The sequence below is a fragment of the Bradyrhizobium diazoefficiens genome (genome assembly GCF_016612535.1).
GTDB classification, from domain to species: domain Bacteria; phylum Pseudomonadota; class Alphaproteobacteria; order Rhizobiales; family Xanthobacteraceae; genus Bradyrhizobium; species Bradyrhizobium diazoefficiens_C.
In genome coordinates, this window is the sequence record NZ_JAENXS010000007.1 from 46,470 (window position 1) to 62,465 (window position 15,996).

14 protein-coding genes are annotated in these 15,996 nt (G+C 62.9%); 7 read left to right on the top strand and 7 right to left on the bottom strand.

Annotation, left to right across the window (positions count from 1 at the left end; all coding sequences use genetic code 11):
• Nucleotides 1-151 precede the first annotated feature (151 nt).
• A complete protein-coding gene (locus JJE66_RS36885; protein WP_200520700.1) occupies nt 152-880 on the top strand; it encodes a CBS domain-containing protein in 729 nt (242 codons plus the stop codon).
• A gap of 25 nt (nt 881-905) precedes the next feature.
• On the opposite strand, the gene JJE66_RS36890 is transcribed toward JJE66_RS36885, so the two are convergent.
• From JJE66_RS36890 to JJE66_RS36900, 3 genes are all read right to left on the bottom strand, one after another.
• Entirely contained in the window at nt 906-1,370 is a 465-nt protein-coding gene (locus tag JJE66_RS36890; protein WP_200520701.1) for a RidA family protein, read from the bottom strand.
• Between the two features lie 15 nt (nt 1,371-1,385).
• Nucleotides 1,386-3,077 (bottom strand): benzoate-CoA ligase family protein, encoded by a 1,692-nt coding sequence (locus JJE66_RS36895; RefSeq protein WP_200520702.1) that lies wholly within the window; start codon nt 3,075-3,077, stop codon nt 1,386-1,388.
• Nucleotides 3,078-3,224: 147 nt separating this feature from the next.
• On the bottom strand, nt 3,225-3,716 hold the full coding sequence (locus JJE66_RS36900; protein WP_200520703.1) for a MarR family winged helix-turn-helix transcriptional regulator: 492 nt from the start codon (nt 3,714-3,716) through the stop codon (nt 3,225-3,227).
• Between the two features lie 279 nt (nt 3,717-3,995).
• On the opposite strand from JJE66_RS36900, the gene JJE66_RS36905 reads away from it, so the two are divergent.
• Both JJE66_RS36905 and JJE66_RS36910 read left to right on the top strand, forming a co-directional pair.
• Nucleotides 3,996-5,171 (top strand): ABC transporter substrate-binding protein, encoded by a 1,176-nt coding sequence (locus JJE66_RS36905; protein WP_200520704.1) that lies wholly within the window; start codon nt 3,996-3,998, stop codon nt 5,169-5,171.
• 30 nt (nt 5,172-5,201) lie between these two features.
• Entirely contained in the window at nt 5,202-5,660 is a 459-nt protein-coding gene (locus tag JJE66_RS36910; RefSeq protein WP_200520705.1) for a cupin domain-containing protein, read from the top strand.
• A gap of 9 nt (nt 5,661-5,669) precedes the next feature.
• Here JJE66_RS36910 and JJE66_RS36915 read toward each other — a convergent pair whose 3' ends face one another.
• The 4 genes from JJE66_RS36915 to JJE66_RS36930 all read right to left on the bottom strand — a co-directional run bounded on the left by JJE66_RS36915 (nt 5,670) and on the right by JJE66_RS36930 (nt 11,065).
• Complete coding sequence (locus tag JJE66_RS36915; RefSeq protein WP_200520706.1) at nt 5,670-6,920, bottom strand: flavin-dependent oxidoreductase; 1,251 nt, start codon at nt 6,918-6,920, stop codon at nt 5,670-5,672.
• A 55-nt stretch (nt 6,921-6,975) separates the two neighbouring features.
• The gene (locus JJE66_RS36920; RefSeq protein WP_200520707.1) at nt 6,976-9,327 is read right to left on the bottom strand and encodes a bifunctional salicylyl-CoA 5-hydroxylase/oxidoreductase; all 2,352 of its coding nucleotides are present in this window, start codon (nt 9,325-9,327) and stop codon (nt 6,976-6,978) included.
• Between the two features lie 96 nt (nt 9,328-9,423).
• Nucleotides 9,424-10,260, bottom strand: coding sequence for an enoyl-CoA hydratase family protein (locus JJE66_RS36925; protein WP_200520708.1), 837 nt, complete (start codon nt 10,258-10,260; stop codon nt 9,424-9,426).
• Nucleotides 10,261-10,303: 43 nt separating this feature from the next.
• Nucleotides 10,304-11,065, bottom strand: a complete 762-nt coding sequence (locus tag JJE66_RS36930; protein WP_200520709.1) for an SDR family NAD(P)-dependent oxidoreductase — start codon at nt 11,063-11,065, stop codon at nt 10,304-10,306.
• Nucleotides 11,066-11,261: 196 nt separating this feature from the next.
• Between JJE66_RS36930 and JJE66_RS36935 the strand changes: the two genes are divergently transcribed.
• The 4 genes from JJE66_RS36935 to JJE66_RS36950 are packed head-to-tail and all read left to right on the top strand — an operon-like array spanning nt 11,262 to nt 15,993.
• Nucleotides 11,262-12,077, top strand: a complete 816-nt coding sequence (locus JJE66_RS36935; RefSeq protein WP_200520710.1) for an alpha/beta fold hydrolase — start codon at nt 11,262-11,264, stop codon at nt 12,075-12,077.
• Nucleotides 12,078-12,089: 12 nt separating this feature from the next.
• The gene (locus JJE66_RS36940) at nt 12,090-13,379 is read left to right on the top strand and encodes an acyl-CoA dehydrogenase family protein (protein ID WP_200520711.1); all 1,290 of its coding nucleotides are present in this window, start codon (nt 12,090-12,092) and stop codon (nt 13,377-13,379) included.
• 2 nt (nt 13,380-13,381) lie between these two features.
• On the top strand, nt 13,382-14,908 hold the full coding sequence (locus JJE66_RS36945; protein WP_200520712.1) for an AMP-binding protein: 1,527 nt from the start codon (nt 13,382-13,384) through the stop codon (nt 14,906-14,908).
• Nucleotides 14,905-15,993, top strand: coding sequence for an NAD/NADP-dependent octopine/nopaline dehydrogenase family protein (locus tag JJE66_RS36950; protein ID WP_200520713.1), 1,089 nt, complete (start codon nt 14,905-14,907; stop codon nt 15,991-15,993). Before JJE66_RS36945 ends, JJE66_RS36950 begins: the two co-directional genes overlap by 4 nt.
• Nucleotides 15,994-15,996: the final 3 nt, after the last annotated feature.

Genomic DNA, 15,996 nt, shown 5'->3' on the forward strand with positions numbered 1-15,996 from the left:
GGAAGAGCGTTGAGCTGCATCAATTCCAGAGATTGATCACAATCGCTTAACCAGGAAGGACTGGCCCGTCGGCTTGACCTGCGTCAAGTCCCACCGCGGGGCCTGATCTAGATTTTGTCTATCGCAGTTTGATAATCAAGCGGAGCATTCCATGCGCGCCCACCAGATCATGACCCGGTCGGTCATCTCGGTCACGCCCGATACCAGCATCGTCGATGCGGCGAACATCATGCTGAAGCGTCACGTCAGCGGCCTCACCGTGGTCGACGACAGCGGCAAGCTGGTCGGCGTGGTCTCGGAGGGCGACTTCATCCGCCGTAGCGAAATCGGCACCGGGCGCAAGCGCGGCCGCTGGCTGCGGTTCATTCTCGGCTCGGGCAAGACGGCCAGCGATTTTGTCCACGAACACGGCCGCAAGGTATCGGAAGTCATGACCGCATCGCCTGTCACCATTACCGAAGATACTGCGCTTGCAGAGATCGTCGATCTCATGGAACGGAACAACGTGAAGCGGCTACCGGTGGTTCGCGGCGACAAGGTCGTCGGCATCGTGTCGCGCGCCAACCTTCTGCAGACCGTCGCGGGCCTCGCCCGCGAGGTTCCGGATCCGACCGCCGACGACGATCACATCCGCGGCCACATTATTGATGCCATGGAGAAGCACGAGTGGTGCCCGTTCGGGCTGAACGTCATTGTGCGTGACGGCGTCGTTCACTTGAGCGGCGTCATTACCGAGGAGCGTGCGCGGCAGGCAGCGGTCGTTGCCGCGGAGAATGTCGATGGTGTCAAGAAAGTGCACGACCATCTCTGCTGGGTCGACACGATGTCAGGCGTCTATCTGAATTCACCCGAAGACGACGACCTCGCCAAGGCAAGTTGAAGAGGCTGGATGACCGGCAGCGCGATCAGCGGGGAATGACGGCGGTGGCTTCGATCTCGACGCGGGCCGCCTTCTCGACGAGACGGACGACCTGAATCAGCGCCATCGCGGGATAGTGCGCGCCGAAGATCGTGCGATAGATCTTGCCGAGTTCCCTCAGGTTTGCGAGGTACTCGTCCATGTCGACGACGTACCAAGTCAGGCGAACGAGGTGCTCGGGCCGCGCACCGGCCTCGGCAAGGATATCGGCGATGTTGCTCAGGGTCTGGCGCACCTGCGCGACGAAGCCATCCGCGAGACGTTCCTCGGCATCCCAGCCAATCACACCACCAGTGACGACGATGCGCCCCTCGGCGGCCATGCCATTGGCATAGCCTTTCGGCATCGGCCAGCCGGACGGCTGGAGCACCTGCGCCCTCGGGCCGGTGTGATCCTCGGCTGCAGTGGGCAGCACCGCAAGCTGTGGGCCTTTCGGCGTCGTTCCGGACAATTTTCGATCCTCATCTCATTCTGTGGCAGCGCCGGAAGACGTTGCAGCCGCCTGCGCCAGTAGTCGCAAGGCAAAGCGCTTCAATTTGCCGGTCTCGGTCTTCGGCAGCTGCGTCACGAACTCGATCGCACGCGGATATTTGTACGGAGCGATCTCGCGTTTGACATGCTCCTGCAACTCGGCCGCGAGCTGAGCATCGGGCCTCACGCCGGGCGCGGCAATGACGTAGGCCTTCACGATCATCCCGCGCGCCTCGTCCGGCGCACCGACGACGCCGCATTCGGCAACCGCCGCATGAGTCAGCAACGCCGCTTCGACGTCCGTGCCAGCGATGTTGTAGCCGGCCGACACGATCATGTCGTCGGAGCGCGACTGATACCAGAAGTAACCGTCGGTATCCATGAGATAGGTGTCACCGGTGATGTTCCAGCCGTTCTGGACGTATTTCCGCTGCCGCTCGTCAGCGAGATAACGACAGCCGGTCGGCCCCCGCACCGCGAGCTTCCCCATCGTGCCCGGCGGCAAATCATTGCCGTCATCGTCGACGATCTTGGCCTCATAGCCGGGCACGGGCTTGCCGGTCGCGCCCGGACGGATTTCGTCCTCGGTCGCGCTGATGAAGATGTGCAGCATCTCGGTCGAGCCAATACCGTCCATCAGCTTTATGCCGGTGGCCTTCAGCCAGGCATCAAATGTCGGCTTGGGCAGCGTCTCGCCCGCTGAGACGCATTTCCGCAGCGAAGAAATGTCGCGGCCCGGAAGCTTGCCGATCATGGCACGATAAGCGGTCGGCGCAGTGAAGCAGACCGTGGTCTTGTATCGTTCGATTGCCGTCAAGATGTCGTCGGTCGTCGTCTTCTCGAGAACAACGAACGACGCGCCGATATGCATCGGAAACAATACGCCACCGAAGCCGAACGTGAAGGCAAGCGGCGCCGAGCCGACGAAGCGATCTTTCGGCCCGGCCCGCAAGATGTTGCGCGCGTAGCCGTCGCACACTGCCAGCATGTCCCGGTGGAAGTGCATGGTGCCCTTCGGATCGCCGGTGGTACCCGAGGTGAAGGCGATCAAGCAGACGTCATCGGAAGCCGTATCGACCGCCGTGAACTCCGGATTCGCATCCGCAATCAGCGCCTCGAGCGATTCGCCCCCGCCATTGCCCCAATAAACCACGTGTTTGAGGCCGGGCGCCGCAGTCTTCGCCTTCTCCATCTCCTCGGAGAGCTTTCCATCGCAGAGCGCGAGCGTGATCTCCGCCTTCTGGATCGGATAGGAAAGCTCCTTGGCGCGCAACAGAGGCATCGTCGCCACGCAAATGCCGCCGGCCTTGATCACCGCGAGATAGGTCGCAACCATCATCGGGCTGTTGGCAGAGCGCAACAGCACGCGCCCCCCGGTGACGAGACCAAGCTTGCCGACCAGCACATTGGCGATGCGGTTCACCAGTGCTTGCAGCTCACGATAAGTATAGCTGACGGCAGGACTGATGACGCAAGACGCGTCACCGTGGCCCTGTTCAACCCAGCGATCGAGGAAGTAGCTGACGCAGTTCAGACGCGACGGATAATTCAGCTCCGGCCGTGTGAAGATGAACTCCGGCCAGAGCTCGGGCGGCGGCAGATGCGCCCGCGCAAACGTATCGACATGGGCCGTCGCGGCATTGCCGTCATGCGAGCCCGAGAGTTGAACCTTGGCGGCGTTGGCCATCGCACGCTCCTTTGCGCATGGAAAGCACCCGGCAGCACTATCTGGAAAACATTTTAGGCTTAAAGCAATTCGGCGCAATAGCGGATTTTGGGCATCCATGCACTTTCCTGCAGCAAAATGGGTCTGGTGGCTGGTCGGCCCGTGGACTTAAGGCTTGCGTCGCGCGGCCGATTTCTGCGCCGACGCCTTGGTCTTGGCCAGGAGCCGCATCAACTCGCGCACGTCCTTCGGCGTCAAATCGGCGAAGAGATCGGCGATCCAGGTCTCGTGTTCCGAGGCCATCCTGCGAAACTCGGCACGCCCGAGTTTCGTGAGGCGGATCACCTGGACACGGCGGTCCGTCTCCGAAGTGCGGCGGTCGAGATGGCCGGATTCCACCAGGCGCTCGACGAGGCCGGTGACGTTGCCGTTGGACACCATCATGCGCTTGGAGACGTCCGACAGCGTCATGCCATCAGGCGCCTTGTCGAGCTGCGCCATCAGATCGAAACGGGGAAGCGTGACATCGAAACGCTGCCGCAGCCGGCCGCGAACCTCGCCCTCGATCAGGGTCGTGCAGGTCAGAAGGCGCAGCCACAACCGAAGCTCTTCGGCATGGTCCTCCGGCGTTTCGACGGCTTTGGTCTCGGAATCGAGCATCTTGATGCAGTCACTGACAGTTGGCAGGAGCGGAGGCCACGGATTCCCCAACGTTTTGAGCTTCAAATAAATCGGCACCGGCCGCAAGCCTAAAGCTGCAACAATCGCCGCACGCTGTTTTCTTTAAGTTTCAAGCAATTGGCGCGCCGCTTGCATGCATTCGTCTGCACGAGGGCACAACGCCTTCGGCCCTTCCTTGCCGCGGCAGCCATCATCGGAATAAGCTTCGATCGGAGTACGCGGCTTGCGACGCAAGCCGATAGTCACGGGGGACGGATCATGAAGACGCAATTGACCTTGGCCGCAGCCGCCTTGCTGCTCGGCATCTCGCTGAGCCCCACCCTCGCCGAGGACAAGATCAAGCTGGGCATGATCGTGACCCTGTCGGGACCTGCTGCTGCGCTGGGTCAACAGGTCCGCGACGGCTTCGCGCTCGCGGTGAAGGATCTCGGCGGCAAGATGGGGGGCCGCGATGTCGAGCTTGTCGTGGTCGATGACGAGCTCAAACCGGACGCAGCGGTTACCAAGGTCAAGGGCCTTCTTGAGCGCGACAAGGTGGACTTCGTGGTCGGCCCGATCTTCTCCAACGTCCTGCAGGCCATTCATCGGCCGGTCACGGAATCGAAGACCTTCCTGATAAGCCCCAACGCCGGCCCGTCGACCTTCGCCGGCAAGGACTGCAACCCGTTCTTCTATGTGACGTCGTACCAGAACGATCAGGTCCACGAGATCCTCGGCAAGGTCGCGCAGGACCGCGGTTACAAGCGGATGTATCTGATGGTGCCGAACTATCAGGCCGGCAAGGATTCGGTGGCCGGCTTCAGGCTCGACTACAAGGGCGAGATTGTCGAAGAATCCTACATGCCGCTGAACACGCTGGACTTCCAGCCGGAGCTGTCCAAGATCTCGTCGCAGAAGCCCGATGCGCTGTTCACGTTCATGCCGGGCGGTCTCGGCGTCAATCTCGTCAAGCAGTACAAGCAAGCCGGGCTCGCCGACAGCATTCCGGTGCTCTCCGCCTTCACGGTGGATGAATCGACGCTACCGGCGCAGCAGGATGCCGCCGTCGGCATGTTCGGCGGCGCGAACTGGGCGCCCAATCTCGACAACCCCCAGAACAAGAAGTTCGTCGCCGCCTATGAGGCCGCCTATAATAGCGTGCCCGGGACGTATGCCATGCAGGGGTACGACGCAGCGATGCTGATCGGCAGCGCGGTCAAAGGCGTGAAAGGTGATCTCTCGAACAAGGACGCCGTTGGGGCCGCGCTGAAGAAGGCCGACTTCACCTCGCTGCGTGGCGCATTCAAATTCAACACCAACGGCTATCCGATTCAGGATTTCTACCTTACGAAAGTCGCCAAGCGTTCGGACGGAAAGTTCCAGACCGAGATCGTCCAGAAGGTTTTTGAGAATTACGGCGACCGCTATGCCAAGGACTGCAAGGCGGCGAACTAAAGCCGCGCGTCGCGTTAAGGGAGGACTACAATGAAGAGCGAAATCACCGGCATCACACGGGCCAACGAGGGAATCCAGGGCATTTCCTGGAACATCCTCGGCCAGACCTATGTGCCGAAGAGCAATACCGAGAACAGCTTCTCCTGGCACGCGACATTGCCACCGGGCACGTTCGTGCCGCCGCACATCCATCCCGACCAGGATGAGTATCTCTACATGCTGGAGGGTAAGCTCGACTTCATGCTCGGTAACTCCGAGGCGCAGGCAACGCCGGGAGACCTTATCCGGCTCGGCATGGGCGTGCCGCACGGCATCTTCAACAAGTCGGACCAGACCGCAAAGGTGCTGTTCTGGGTTTCACCGACCCGCAAGCTGTTCGATCTGTTCTGGGGCCTTCACAACATGAAGGAACAGAAACCAGAGGATGTGGTGGCGATGGCCGCCGAGTTCAACATCCACTTCCTGCCGCCGCCTCCGGGCGCCGGCTAGCGGCTCAGATCAAGCGCGCACCGCTGCAAGTCCCGGCACTGCGGCGAAGCCGGCTTTGGTGGCATAGCCGCGCACGATGGCCTCACGTTGGGAATAGCTCAAGACGTTGTCGACATTGTCGAAGCCGTCGGGCGCAAGCTGCTCGACGGCATCGATGACCCCCTCGGGGCCTCCCCGGCGATTGGAGCGGACGATGTCCGCGGTCATCGGCAGGCGCTTTTTCTCGTATTCCATCAGCGCCTGACGCGGATGCTCGGCACGCACCAATGCGTCGGCGAGACAGCGCGCATCGAGGATCGCTTGCGAGGCGCCGTTCGAGCCGACCGGATACATGGGATGCGCGGCATCGCCCAGCAGCGTGACGCGCCCAGACGACCAATAGGGCAATGGATCGCGGTCGCAGGTCGGGTACTCATAAAACTCCGGCGTTGCCGAGATCAGGCTCTTGACGTCGATGTAGGGCACGGAGAAGCGCGCCACGTGGGGCATCAGCTCCTCGCGCCGGCCCGGCCGCGACCAATCTTCCTTACGCGGCGGCGGCGCATTGCCCTCGCCCACTTTCACCAGCACCGCCCAATTGGTGAGACGGCTTGCAGGGCTCGATCCCTCCGCGATCGGATAGATCACCACCTTGGCATTGAGGCCACCGGCCACGATCATCGATTTGCCAGTGAGGAACACCGGCCAGTCGCGCGCGCCGCGCCACAGCATCAGGCCGTTCCAGCACGGCGGTCCTTCGTTCGGGAACAGTGTGTCGCGGACACGTGAATGGATGCCGTCCGCGCCGATCAGGATATCGCCGCGCGCGGTGTGGATGTGTGCGCCAGTGCGATCGAAGAAATAGGCGGTGACACCGCTCTCGTCCTGCGTGAAGGCGCCAAGCCGGCAGCCGGTGTGGATTGCTTCTAGCCCAAGCCGCTCCTCGACAGCGCGATGGATGACGCCCTGAAGCCGGCCACGGTGGATTGAGAATTGCGGCACGTCGTGACCGGCGTCGACGCCACGGGCTTCGCGCCAGACCTCCTGGCCGTGACGATTGAGGTAGTAGAGCTGGTCGGTTCGGATCGCGACGTCGTCGAGTTTTTGCAGCAAGCCAAGGCTGGCAAGCTCACGCATGGCGTGCGGAAGCGTGTTGATGCCGACGCCGAGCTCGCGGATGGTGTCGGCCTGTTCGAAAATCTCGCACGCAATGCCGCGGGCCCGCAGCATCAACGCCGTGCTGAGACCACCGATACCGCCTCCGACGATAATCGCCTTCATCGCCCTCAACTCCACTCAAGACACGCCAGGCAATGGGTCAAATTCGCACGGGCGGTCACTCCGCCGCAAGCGGCTTTGTCGCCTCCGCCTTGAGCTCGGCCCGGATCTTGGGCTTAGCCTTAATTCGGAGCTCCTCCAGATCCTGTCTGTCCCGCACGCTGTTGCGGAAAATCTGGTCTTTTCCGGGCAGGTACTGCGGCGGACAGAACGCGTCGTTTGCCCCATACCAGGCCGCCGCCTTCATGGTGAAGAACGGGTCGACCAGATGCGGCCGCCCGAGCGCGACGAGGTCAGCCCGGCCGGCGGCCAGGATGGTGTTAGCCTGGTCCGCGGTCGTGATGTTGCCGACGCACATGGTGGCAACACGCGCCTCGTTGCGGACTTGATCGGAGAACGGCGTCTGGAACATGCGCGCGTAGATAGGCTGCGCATCGCGCACGGTCTGCCCGGTCGAAACGTCGACGAGATCGACACCGGCTTCGGCGAAGGCGCGCGCAATCGCCACCGCATCGTCACCAGTGATGCCGCCATCAGCCCAGTCGGTCGCAGAAATGCGGACCGACATCGGCTTGTGCGATGGCCATACCGCGCGCAGCGCCTCGAAGACCTCGATCGGGAAGCGCAGCCGGTTTTCGAGCGAGCCGCCATATTCGTCCGTGCGGGTGTTCGTCAGCGGCGAGATGAAGCTCGCGAGCAGATAGCCGTGAGCGCAGTGCAGCTCGAGCATATCGAAGCCGCAGCGCTCGCCGCGCTCGGCCGCAGCGACGAAAGAGTCCCTCACTGTGTTCATGCCGGCGCGATCGAGCTCGCGCGGCACCTGGCTGTCGGGGAAATAGGGCAGCGGCGATGCCGAGAACACTTCCCAGCCGCCCTCATCGAGCGGCCGGTCGATACCGTCCCACATCAGCTTGGTCGCGCCCTTGCGGCCGGCGTGTCCCAGTTGCAGGCAGATTTTTGCGGCCGAGTTACCGTGGATGAAAGCGACGATGCGCCGCCAGACGGCCTCCTGCTCGTCGTTCCAGAGACCCGTGCAACCCGGCGTGATTCGGGCGTCACGGCTGACACAGGTCATCTCGGTGAAGATCAAGCCGGCGCCGCCGATGGCGCGAGATCCGTAGTGCACCAGATGGAAATCGGTCGGCACGCCTTCCTTCGCCGAATACATGCACATCGGCGACACCACAGCGCGGTTGGCGATCTCCATCTGGCGCAGCCGGAAAGGCTGGAACAGCGGCACTACCGGCGTTTTGACATCGACGTCGAAGCCGCCGTCGCGAACCTGTTTCGCAAACGACTTCTCGACCTCCGCGACGAAATCCGGCGCGCGCAATTTTAGATTATCATAGGTGATCGCCTTCGAGCGCGTCATCACGCCGAAGGCGAACTGGACGGGGTCGAAATCCCAGAAGCGGTCGACGTGCTCGAACCAGACCAGCGAGACGTCGGCGGCGTGCTGCGTCTTTTCGACCTCCTCGCGACGGCCGTGCTCGTAGATCTCCAGCGCAGCCTTGAAGTCGGGCGCCTTCTGCATGGCCTCGGCCAACGCGATCGCGTCTTCCATCGCGAGCTTGGTGCCCGAGCCGATCGAGAAATGCGCGCTCGCCTTGGCGTCGCCCAGCAGTACCATGTTGCCTCTGACCCAGCGCTTGCTGCGGATCATCGGAAAATTGCGCCACATCGAGCGGTTGGTCAGCAGCTTGTGGCCGTCGAGGAACCAGCCGAAAATCTCGGCCATCCGCGCGGCGGACTGGGTTTCGTTCAGCCCCGTCAGGCTCGCCCGCTCGAACGTCTGCGGATCGGTCTCGAAGATCCAAGTCGAGTGCCCGGCTTCGTATTGGTAGGCATGGGCGATGAACGGCCCCCACTCCGTCTCCTGGAAGATGAAAGTGAAGGCATCGAGCGGTCTGGTCGACCCCATCCACGCGAACTTGTTGGTGCGGACATCGACCTCCGGCTGAAAGTGATCGACATATTTCTCACGGAAACGGCTGTTGACACCATCAGCGATCAGGACGAGATCGGCGTCAGCGAAGCGGGATTCGTCGTCGATATCCGCTTCGAACCGCAGCGTAACCCCAAGCTCGCGCGCCCGCTCCTGCAAGATTAGAAGCAGCTTCTGACGCGAACAGCCGCAAAAGCCGTTGCCGCCGACCCGATGGATCGTGCCGCGAAAGTGCACGGCGATGTCGTCCCAATACGCGAATTCCTGGGTGATGCGGCGGTAGCTCGGAAGATCGTGCTTCTCGAAATTGTCCAGCGTCGCATCAGAGAACACCACGCCGAAGCCGAACGTGTCGTCGGAGCGGTTCCGCTCATATACAGTGATGTCGGCGCTCGGCCGCTGCTTCTTGAGCAGGATCGCTGCGTAGAGACCCGCAGGTCCACCACCGATGATCGCGACCTTCATGGGAGCCTCGCCAATTCACCCGGCCATGAAACTATTTTAAGCCTAAAATAATTTCGCGCAAGTCCCCGTTGCGGACCTTCCCGCAAGAAAGGTCGCTCAGTCGCCCCTAAAGACCGGCTTGACCTTGTTGGCAAACGCCTCGAAGGCGCGCTCGAAATCAGCCGTCGTCATGCACAGCGCTTGAGCAATGGCCTCCGCCTCGATCGCCTCTTCTATCGACATCGCCCATTCCATGGCCAGCATCCGCTTGGTCATGGTGTTGCCGAAGGTCGGTCCTTCAGCGATCTGCTTGGCCAGCACTTGCGCCTGCGGCAGCACCTGCTCCGGCGTGACGATGCGACTGAAAAAGCCCCAGCGTTCGCCCTCTTCGGCAGTCATGAACCGGCCCGTGTACAGAAGCTCTGAGGCACGGGACTGGCCAATGATTCGCGGCAGGATCGCGCAGGCACCCATGTCGCAGCCGGCAAGGCCGACCTTGTTGAACAGGAACGCCACCTTGGCGCCGCTTGCGGCCAGCCGCATGTCAGATGCCATGGCAATGATTGCGCCGGCGCCGGCACAGATGCCCTCGACCGCGGCCACGATCGGTTGCGGACACGCCCGCATCGCCTTGACGAGGTCACCGGTCATCCGCGTGAACGCGGTCAGCCCCTTGGTGTCCATCTTCACGAGCGGGCCGATGATCTCGAATACGTCGCCGCCGGACGAGAAATTGCCGCCGGCACCGGTGACGACGATGGACTTGACCGCCTCGTCGAACGCGCAGGCGCGAAAGAAATCGGTAAGTTCCCTGTAGCTCTCAAACGTCAGCGGATTCTTCCGCTCAGGGCGGTTGAGCGTCACAGTCGCCACACCGTCGACCACCGTCAGCAGGAAATGTTGCGGCGAATAGTCCGCGAGCGGCACGGTGACGGGATTGGCTGGTCTGCTCATGCGATCTCCTTAGCTTCCTTGTTCCGCGCCTGCGCCACGCACGCTAGACTTCGCCACCGGCGACCACAATCGCCTGCCCTGTGATCGCACCGGCGTCCTCGCCGCACAACCAAAGCACGGCATTGGACACTTCCTGAGGTGTGATCAGGCGCCCCTGCGGATTGTGCTTTGCGAGCTCGGCGATCGCCTGCTCGCGATTCCGGCCGGTCTTCTTCATGATGTTTTCGATGCTGCCGGCAACCAGATCGGTGTCGGTGAAGCCAGGGCAAACCGCGTTCACAGTTACGTTGCTGCCGGCCATTTCCAGCGCAAGCGAACGCACAAGACCGACCACGGCGTGCTTTGCCGCCGTGTACGCGCTCACGTAAGCATAGCCCTTGAGCCCGGCCGTCGACGCAACCGCAACGATGCGGCCGTAGGGGCGATCCTTCATCCCGGGCAACACAGCGCGGACGGCATGGACCACGCCCATGAAATTGACATCCATCATGCGCGCGAAGAGGGCGCTGTCCGACTTCGCAAACGGCGCCGACTCGGCGCTTCCGGCATTGGCAATCAGGATATCGACCGGCTTTCGCGCATGCGCCTCCGCAACGGCCGCCTTTAGGGCAGCTTCGTCGGAAACGTCGGCGACGACTGCAAAGTGCGCAGCTCCTGCGTTCACCGCCTGCTCGAGCGTTGCCGCATTTCTGCCGAGCACGGTCACCGTCGCGCCGGTCTCGACAAGCGCCGCCGCAATCGCGCGGCCGATGCCGCGACTGCCACCTGTTACCAACGCGTGCGGCGAATGCGGCAATCCGGACATGCACTGGCTCCCTGACATGGCTGCTGGCCTACGCGTGGATATATTTTAACCTTCAAGCTTTTGCAACGAAGCCTGCTTTTGCACCGGGTACCGACGCGGGGAGCAACCGGCCTGAAAATTGCTTTAAGTATAAAATTATCTCTTCCCATCGTCCGCAGGCCTGTTAGCATCGCCGGGCCAAGCAGAAGGATGTCGCGTGCCGCAGCCTGCGCCAATGATAACAAAGGACGGACGCTTCGCCTACGAAGCTGCGGGCGATCCGAACGCAATACCTTTGATTTTCCTGCATGGCATTGGCGGCGCGGCGCGGGCCTGGCGGCAGCAGCTCGCCAACTTTGGCGATCGCTTCCGCGCCATCGCATGGGACATGCCGGGTTACGGCGGCTCTGCGCCGCTCGCCAGCGTCAGCATCACTGCCCTGGCGGATGCTCTCCAGCAATTCGTCGAACAGCTCGGCGCAACACGCCCCGTTCTGGTCGGCCATTCGATCGGCGGCATGATCGTCCAGAAGCGGCTCGCGCAATCTCCGAAATCAGCGCGCGCCGTCGTTCTCGCGCAAACCAGCCCGGCCTTCGGCAAGGCCGATGGCGACTGGCAGGCATCGTTCATAGCGGCGCGATTGGGGCCGCTCGATCGCGGCGAGACGATGAGGGCGCTGGCGCCGTCGCTGGTGAAGGAGCTCGTCGGCGACGACCCCGATCCCGAGGGGATGGAACTTGCGCGCGAGTGCATGGCAAGCGTTCCCGAGGCGAGCTATCGCGCCATGATGCTGGCCTTGATCGGATTCGATCAGCGCAGCACGCTCAAGGACATTTCCGTGCCGACGCTGCTGCTGTCCGGCTCGAAGGACAACAACGCGCCCGCGCCGATGATGGCCAAGACGGCGACCTACATTCCTTCTTCCGAGTATATCGAGCTCGCCGGGGTCGGCCATCTCGCGAACCTCGAGCGCCCTGATGCCTTTGACGCGGCTCTCGGCCCATTCCTGAATTCCGTCGCGACCAGAACGTAGGGTGACTGCGCAATGACCATGCAAGTCAGCAAGACTATCGGCATCAGCGACAAGGTCGCGCTGGATGCTCCGATCTTCGATCCCGTTGCATTCCGCCTGAGCGACGAGCAAGCAAGGATAATCGCGCGGGCGCGGGAGATCGGCCAGAGCGTATTCGCCGGTCGCGCCGCGAGCTACGATCGCGAGGCAATCTTCCCGAGCGAGAATTATCGCGACCTGCATCGCGTCGGCCTGCTCGGCATTGCGGTCCCCAAAAAGCATGGAGGGCTCGGCGCGAACTATCAGACTTATGCCCTTGCAGCGGCCGAGATCGGCCGCTATTGCGGCGCGACAGCGCTGACCTGGAATATGCATGTCTGCTCGACCCTGTGGTCGGGTCCGCTCGCCGACGATCTCGACATGGATGCGGAGACCCGCGCCGAGCACGAGCGCCGGCGCGCAGTTCACTACAAGCGAATCGTCGAGGACGGCGCGATCTATTCGCAGCCCTTCTCCGAGGGCGGTGCGGCCGCCGCGGGCGGGGTCGCCTTCGGTACGGAAGCAAAGCCGGTGGACGGTGGCTGGATCGTCAACGGCAAGAAGATCTTTGCATCGCTCTCCGGACACGCAGACTACTATGGCGTGCTCTGCACCGAGATCGAGGAGGGTGAGAAGGCCTCGCGCCGCAATACGCTTTACCTCGCTATTCCTGCGAAGTCGCAAGGCGTTTCTGTCGTCGGCGACTGGGATCCGCTCGGCATGCGCGGCACGGTCTCGCGAACGCTGCTGTTCAAGGACGTGTTCGTGCCGGAAGATTCCGCATTGATGCCGCGCGGCGTCTATTTCCAGGCGGCGATGCGCTGGCCACACATGTTCCTGACGCTGTCGCCGACCTATATGGGCCTCGCGCAAGCCTCTTACGATTTCACGGTATGTTATCTGCGTGGCGAGGTCCCGGGCATGCCGCCGGTCAAGCGCCGGATGTACCCGACCAAGCAGATTGCAGTCGCGCAAATGCAGATCAAGCTCGAGCAGATCAAGACGATCTGGTTCCAGGCCGTCACAGAAGCCTGCGCCAATCCAAGCAAGGAGCAGGTGCTGCGCGCCTATGCCGCGCAATATTCGGTGATGGAAGGCGTCAATGAGCTCGCCGCGCTTGCGATCCGCACCTGCGGTGGCCAAGCCATGCTCCGGTCGCTGCCACTGGAACGTATCTATCGCGATAGCCGCTGCGGCTCGCTGATGCTGCCCTGGACGGCCGAGCTCTGCCTCGACCGGATCGGTCGCGAGGCGCTGTACGAGGCCGGCGAAACGGACGACTGACGGTGGACCTCTGCAGTCTGATCGAGCGCAACGCGGCGTTCGCGCCAGATAAGACGGCCATCGCCTTCGAAGGCGAGCGGCTAAGCTATGCGGCGTTTGCCGACCGCATCGAACGGACCGCAACAGCCCTAAAGCAGGAGTTCAGTGTCGGGCGCGGTGATCGCGTTGCGATCCTGAGCCTGAATCGGCCGGACTATCTGGTCCTGCTCTACGCATGTGCGCGGCTTGGCGCGATGCTGGTGCCACTGAACTGGCGGTTGGCGGTCGCCGAGCAACTCTTCATCCTCACTGATGCCGGCGCCAAGGTGCTGGCGCTCGAGCAAGCGTTTGAGGGCGTTCTCCCCGAGCTCGCACCCGGAACTGCTGTCGTCGGCCTCGATTTTTTGCCACCGCGCGGCACGACATTCGAAAGCCTGCTGACGCGCAGCGATGGTAATGGCCGCAACCCGCACACTGATCTCTCCAGCCCGCTGCTCATCGTGTACACGTCAGGGACGACTGGACGGCCGAAGGGCGCGGTGCTGCGCCAGGAGGCGCTGTTCTGGAACGGCGCTATGAGCCAGCACATGCACAACATGACGTCGGACGATCACGTGCTGACGGTGTTGCCCTTCTTCCATGTCGGCGGCCTCAACATCCAGACGACGGCGGCGCTCCAGCTTGGCGCGACCGTCACGATCCACGCCCGCTTCACGCCGGACACGGCGCTTGGGGCCATCGAACGGGAAAGACCGACCCTGACGGTGATGGTGCCGGCAATCATCCAGGCAGTGAGCGATCATCCTGCCTGGGCCGCGACGGATCTCTCGTCGCTGAAGGCCGTCGCCACCGGCTCGACCATCGTGCCGCCGCATCTGATTGATCGCTTTGTCGCGCGCGGCGTGCCGGTGCTGCAAGTTTACGGCTCGACGGAAACCTGCCCCATCGCAGTCTATACCCGCCTCGGCGGCGACCTGTCGCGCACGGGATCGACCGGACTTGCCGGCTTGTGCTGCGAGGCGAAAGTGATCGACCAGGCCGGCAATGAGGTGCCGCCGGGCACGCCGGGTGAGATCGCCGTTCGCGGCCCCAACGTCTTCTTCGAATATTGGGGGAATGCGGACGCCACACGCGATGCGCTGCACGACGGCTGGTATCGCACCGGCGATATCGGCCTGTGCGACCCGGACGGCTACTTCTCGGTCCGCGACCGCAAGAAGAACATGATCATTTCCGGCGGCGAGAACGTCTATCCGGCCGAGGTCGAACGGGTGCTGCTCGAACATCCGGACGTCAGCGAATGCGCTGTGATCGGCAGACCGGACCCACGCTGGGACGAAGTGCCCATCGCTTATGTCATCCCGCGATCCGGCCGCCGGCCCGAAGCGGACGCGCTCAGAGTACACGTTCAGGCCCAGCTCGCCCGCTACAAGGTTCCGCGCGACATCGTCTTCGTCACCGATCTGCCACGCACAGCGCTTGGCAAGGTCCAGCATTTCCTGCTGAAACAGCTTGATACGCAGTCGCGCGCGCAAGGAGAAGCGTCTTGAAGGTTGCAGTTCTGGGCGGGGGAAACGGCTCTTTCGCGGCCGCGGGCGACTTCTCGCTGTCGGGGCACGAGGTCCGGCTTTGGCGCCGTGACGCCGAGCAGGTCGAAGCACATCGTGCCACCGGCTCACGCATCCTCGTGAAGGACCACAACGGCCGCCACGACGTGAAGCTGGCGCTCGTGACCACCGATATCGCCGAAGCCGTCAGCGGTGCCGAGCTGATCCTGTGCCCGGCCCCGGCCTTCGCACAACGGGACATCGCGCGGTTGCTTGCTCCGCACCTTCGCGACGGGCAAGTCGTGTTTCTGCCGCCCGCAACATTTGGCTCGGTGATCTTCGCCCAAGCGGCCCGAGACGCCGGCAACCGCGCCAAGGCGAGCTTTGCCGAAACCGGGACGTTGCCCTGGCTCACCCGCAAGCACGGACCGTTCGAGGTCGCGATCACCATCCGCGCCAAGCGGCTGCCCGTCGGCGTCTTTCCTCTCGATCAGGCGCCGCATGCGCTTGAAGTGATTGGACGCGCCTTCCCGGGCGTGATCGAGCCGTGCGGTGACGCGCTGTCCGGCGCGCTGATGAACGCAGGCTGCATCATCCATCCTCCACTGATCGTGATGAACGCGGGCCCCATCGAGCATTTCGAGCGGTGGGACATCCACAAGGAAGGAACGCAAGCCGTGATCCGGCGGGTAACCGACGCCCTCGACGCCGAGCGGATCGCCGTGCGCGAGGCGCTCGGATATGGCGCGCCGCATTTTCCGCTCGCCCATCACTACGCCAAGGGGGGCGAAATCTGGATGTATGGTCGTGACTCGCATGACCGCTTGACGGAGTCCGGCGACTGGCGCGAGCGGATCGTGCTGACCGAGCACCGCTACATGCGCGAGGATCTGCAGCTTGGGTTGTCGTTGCTGGTATCCGCCGCCGGACTGGCGGGCGTGGCCACACCGCTCGCCAAGGCTTTCCTGGCCATCGGCGGCGCAATCTGTGGCGAGGATTTTTCGCAAGGCGGCCGGACGTTGCAGACGCTAGGGCTTGGCAAGCTTCACAAGGCCGAATTGCAGATGCTGCTCCGTGAGGGATTCTGACCG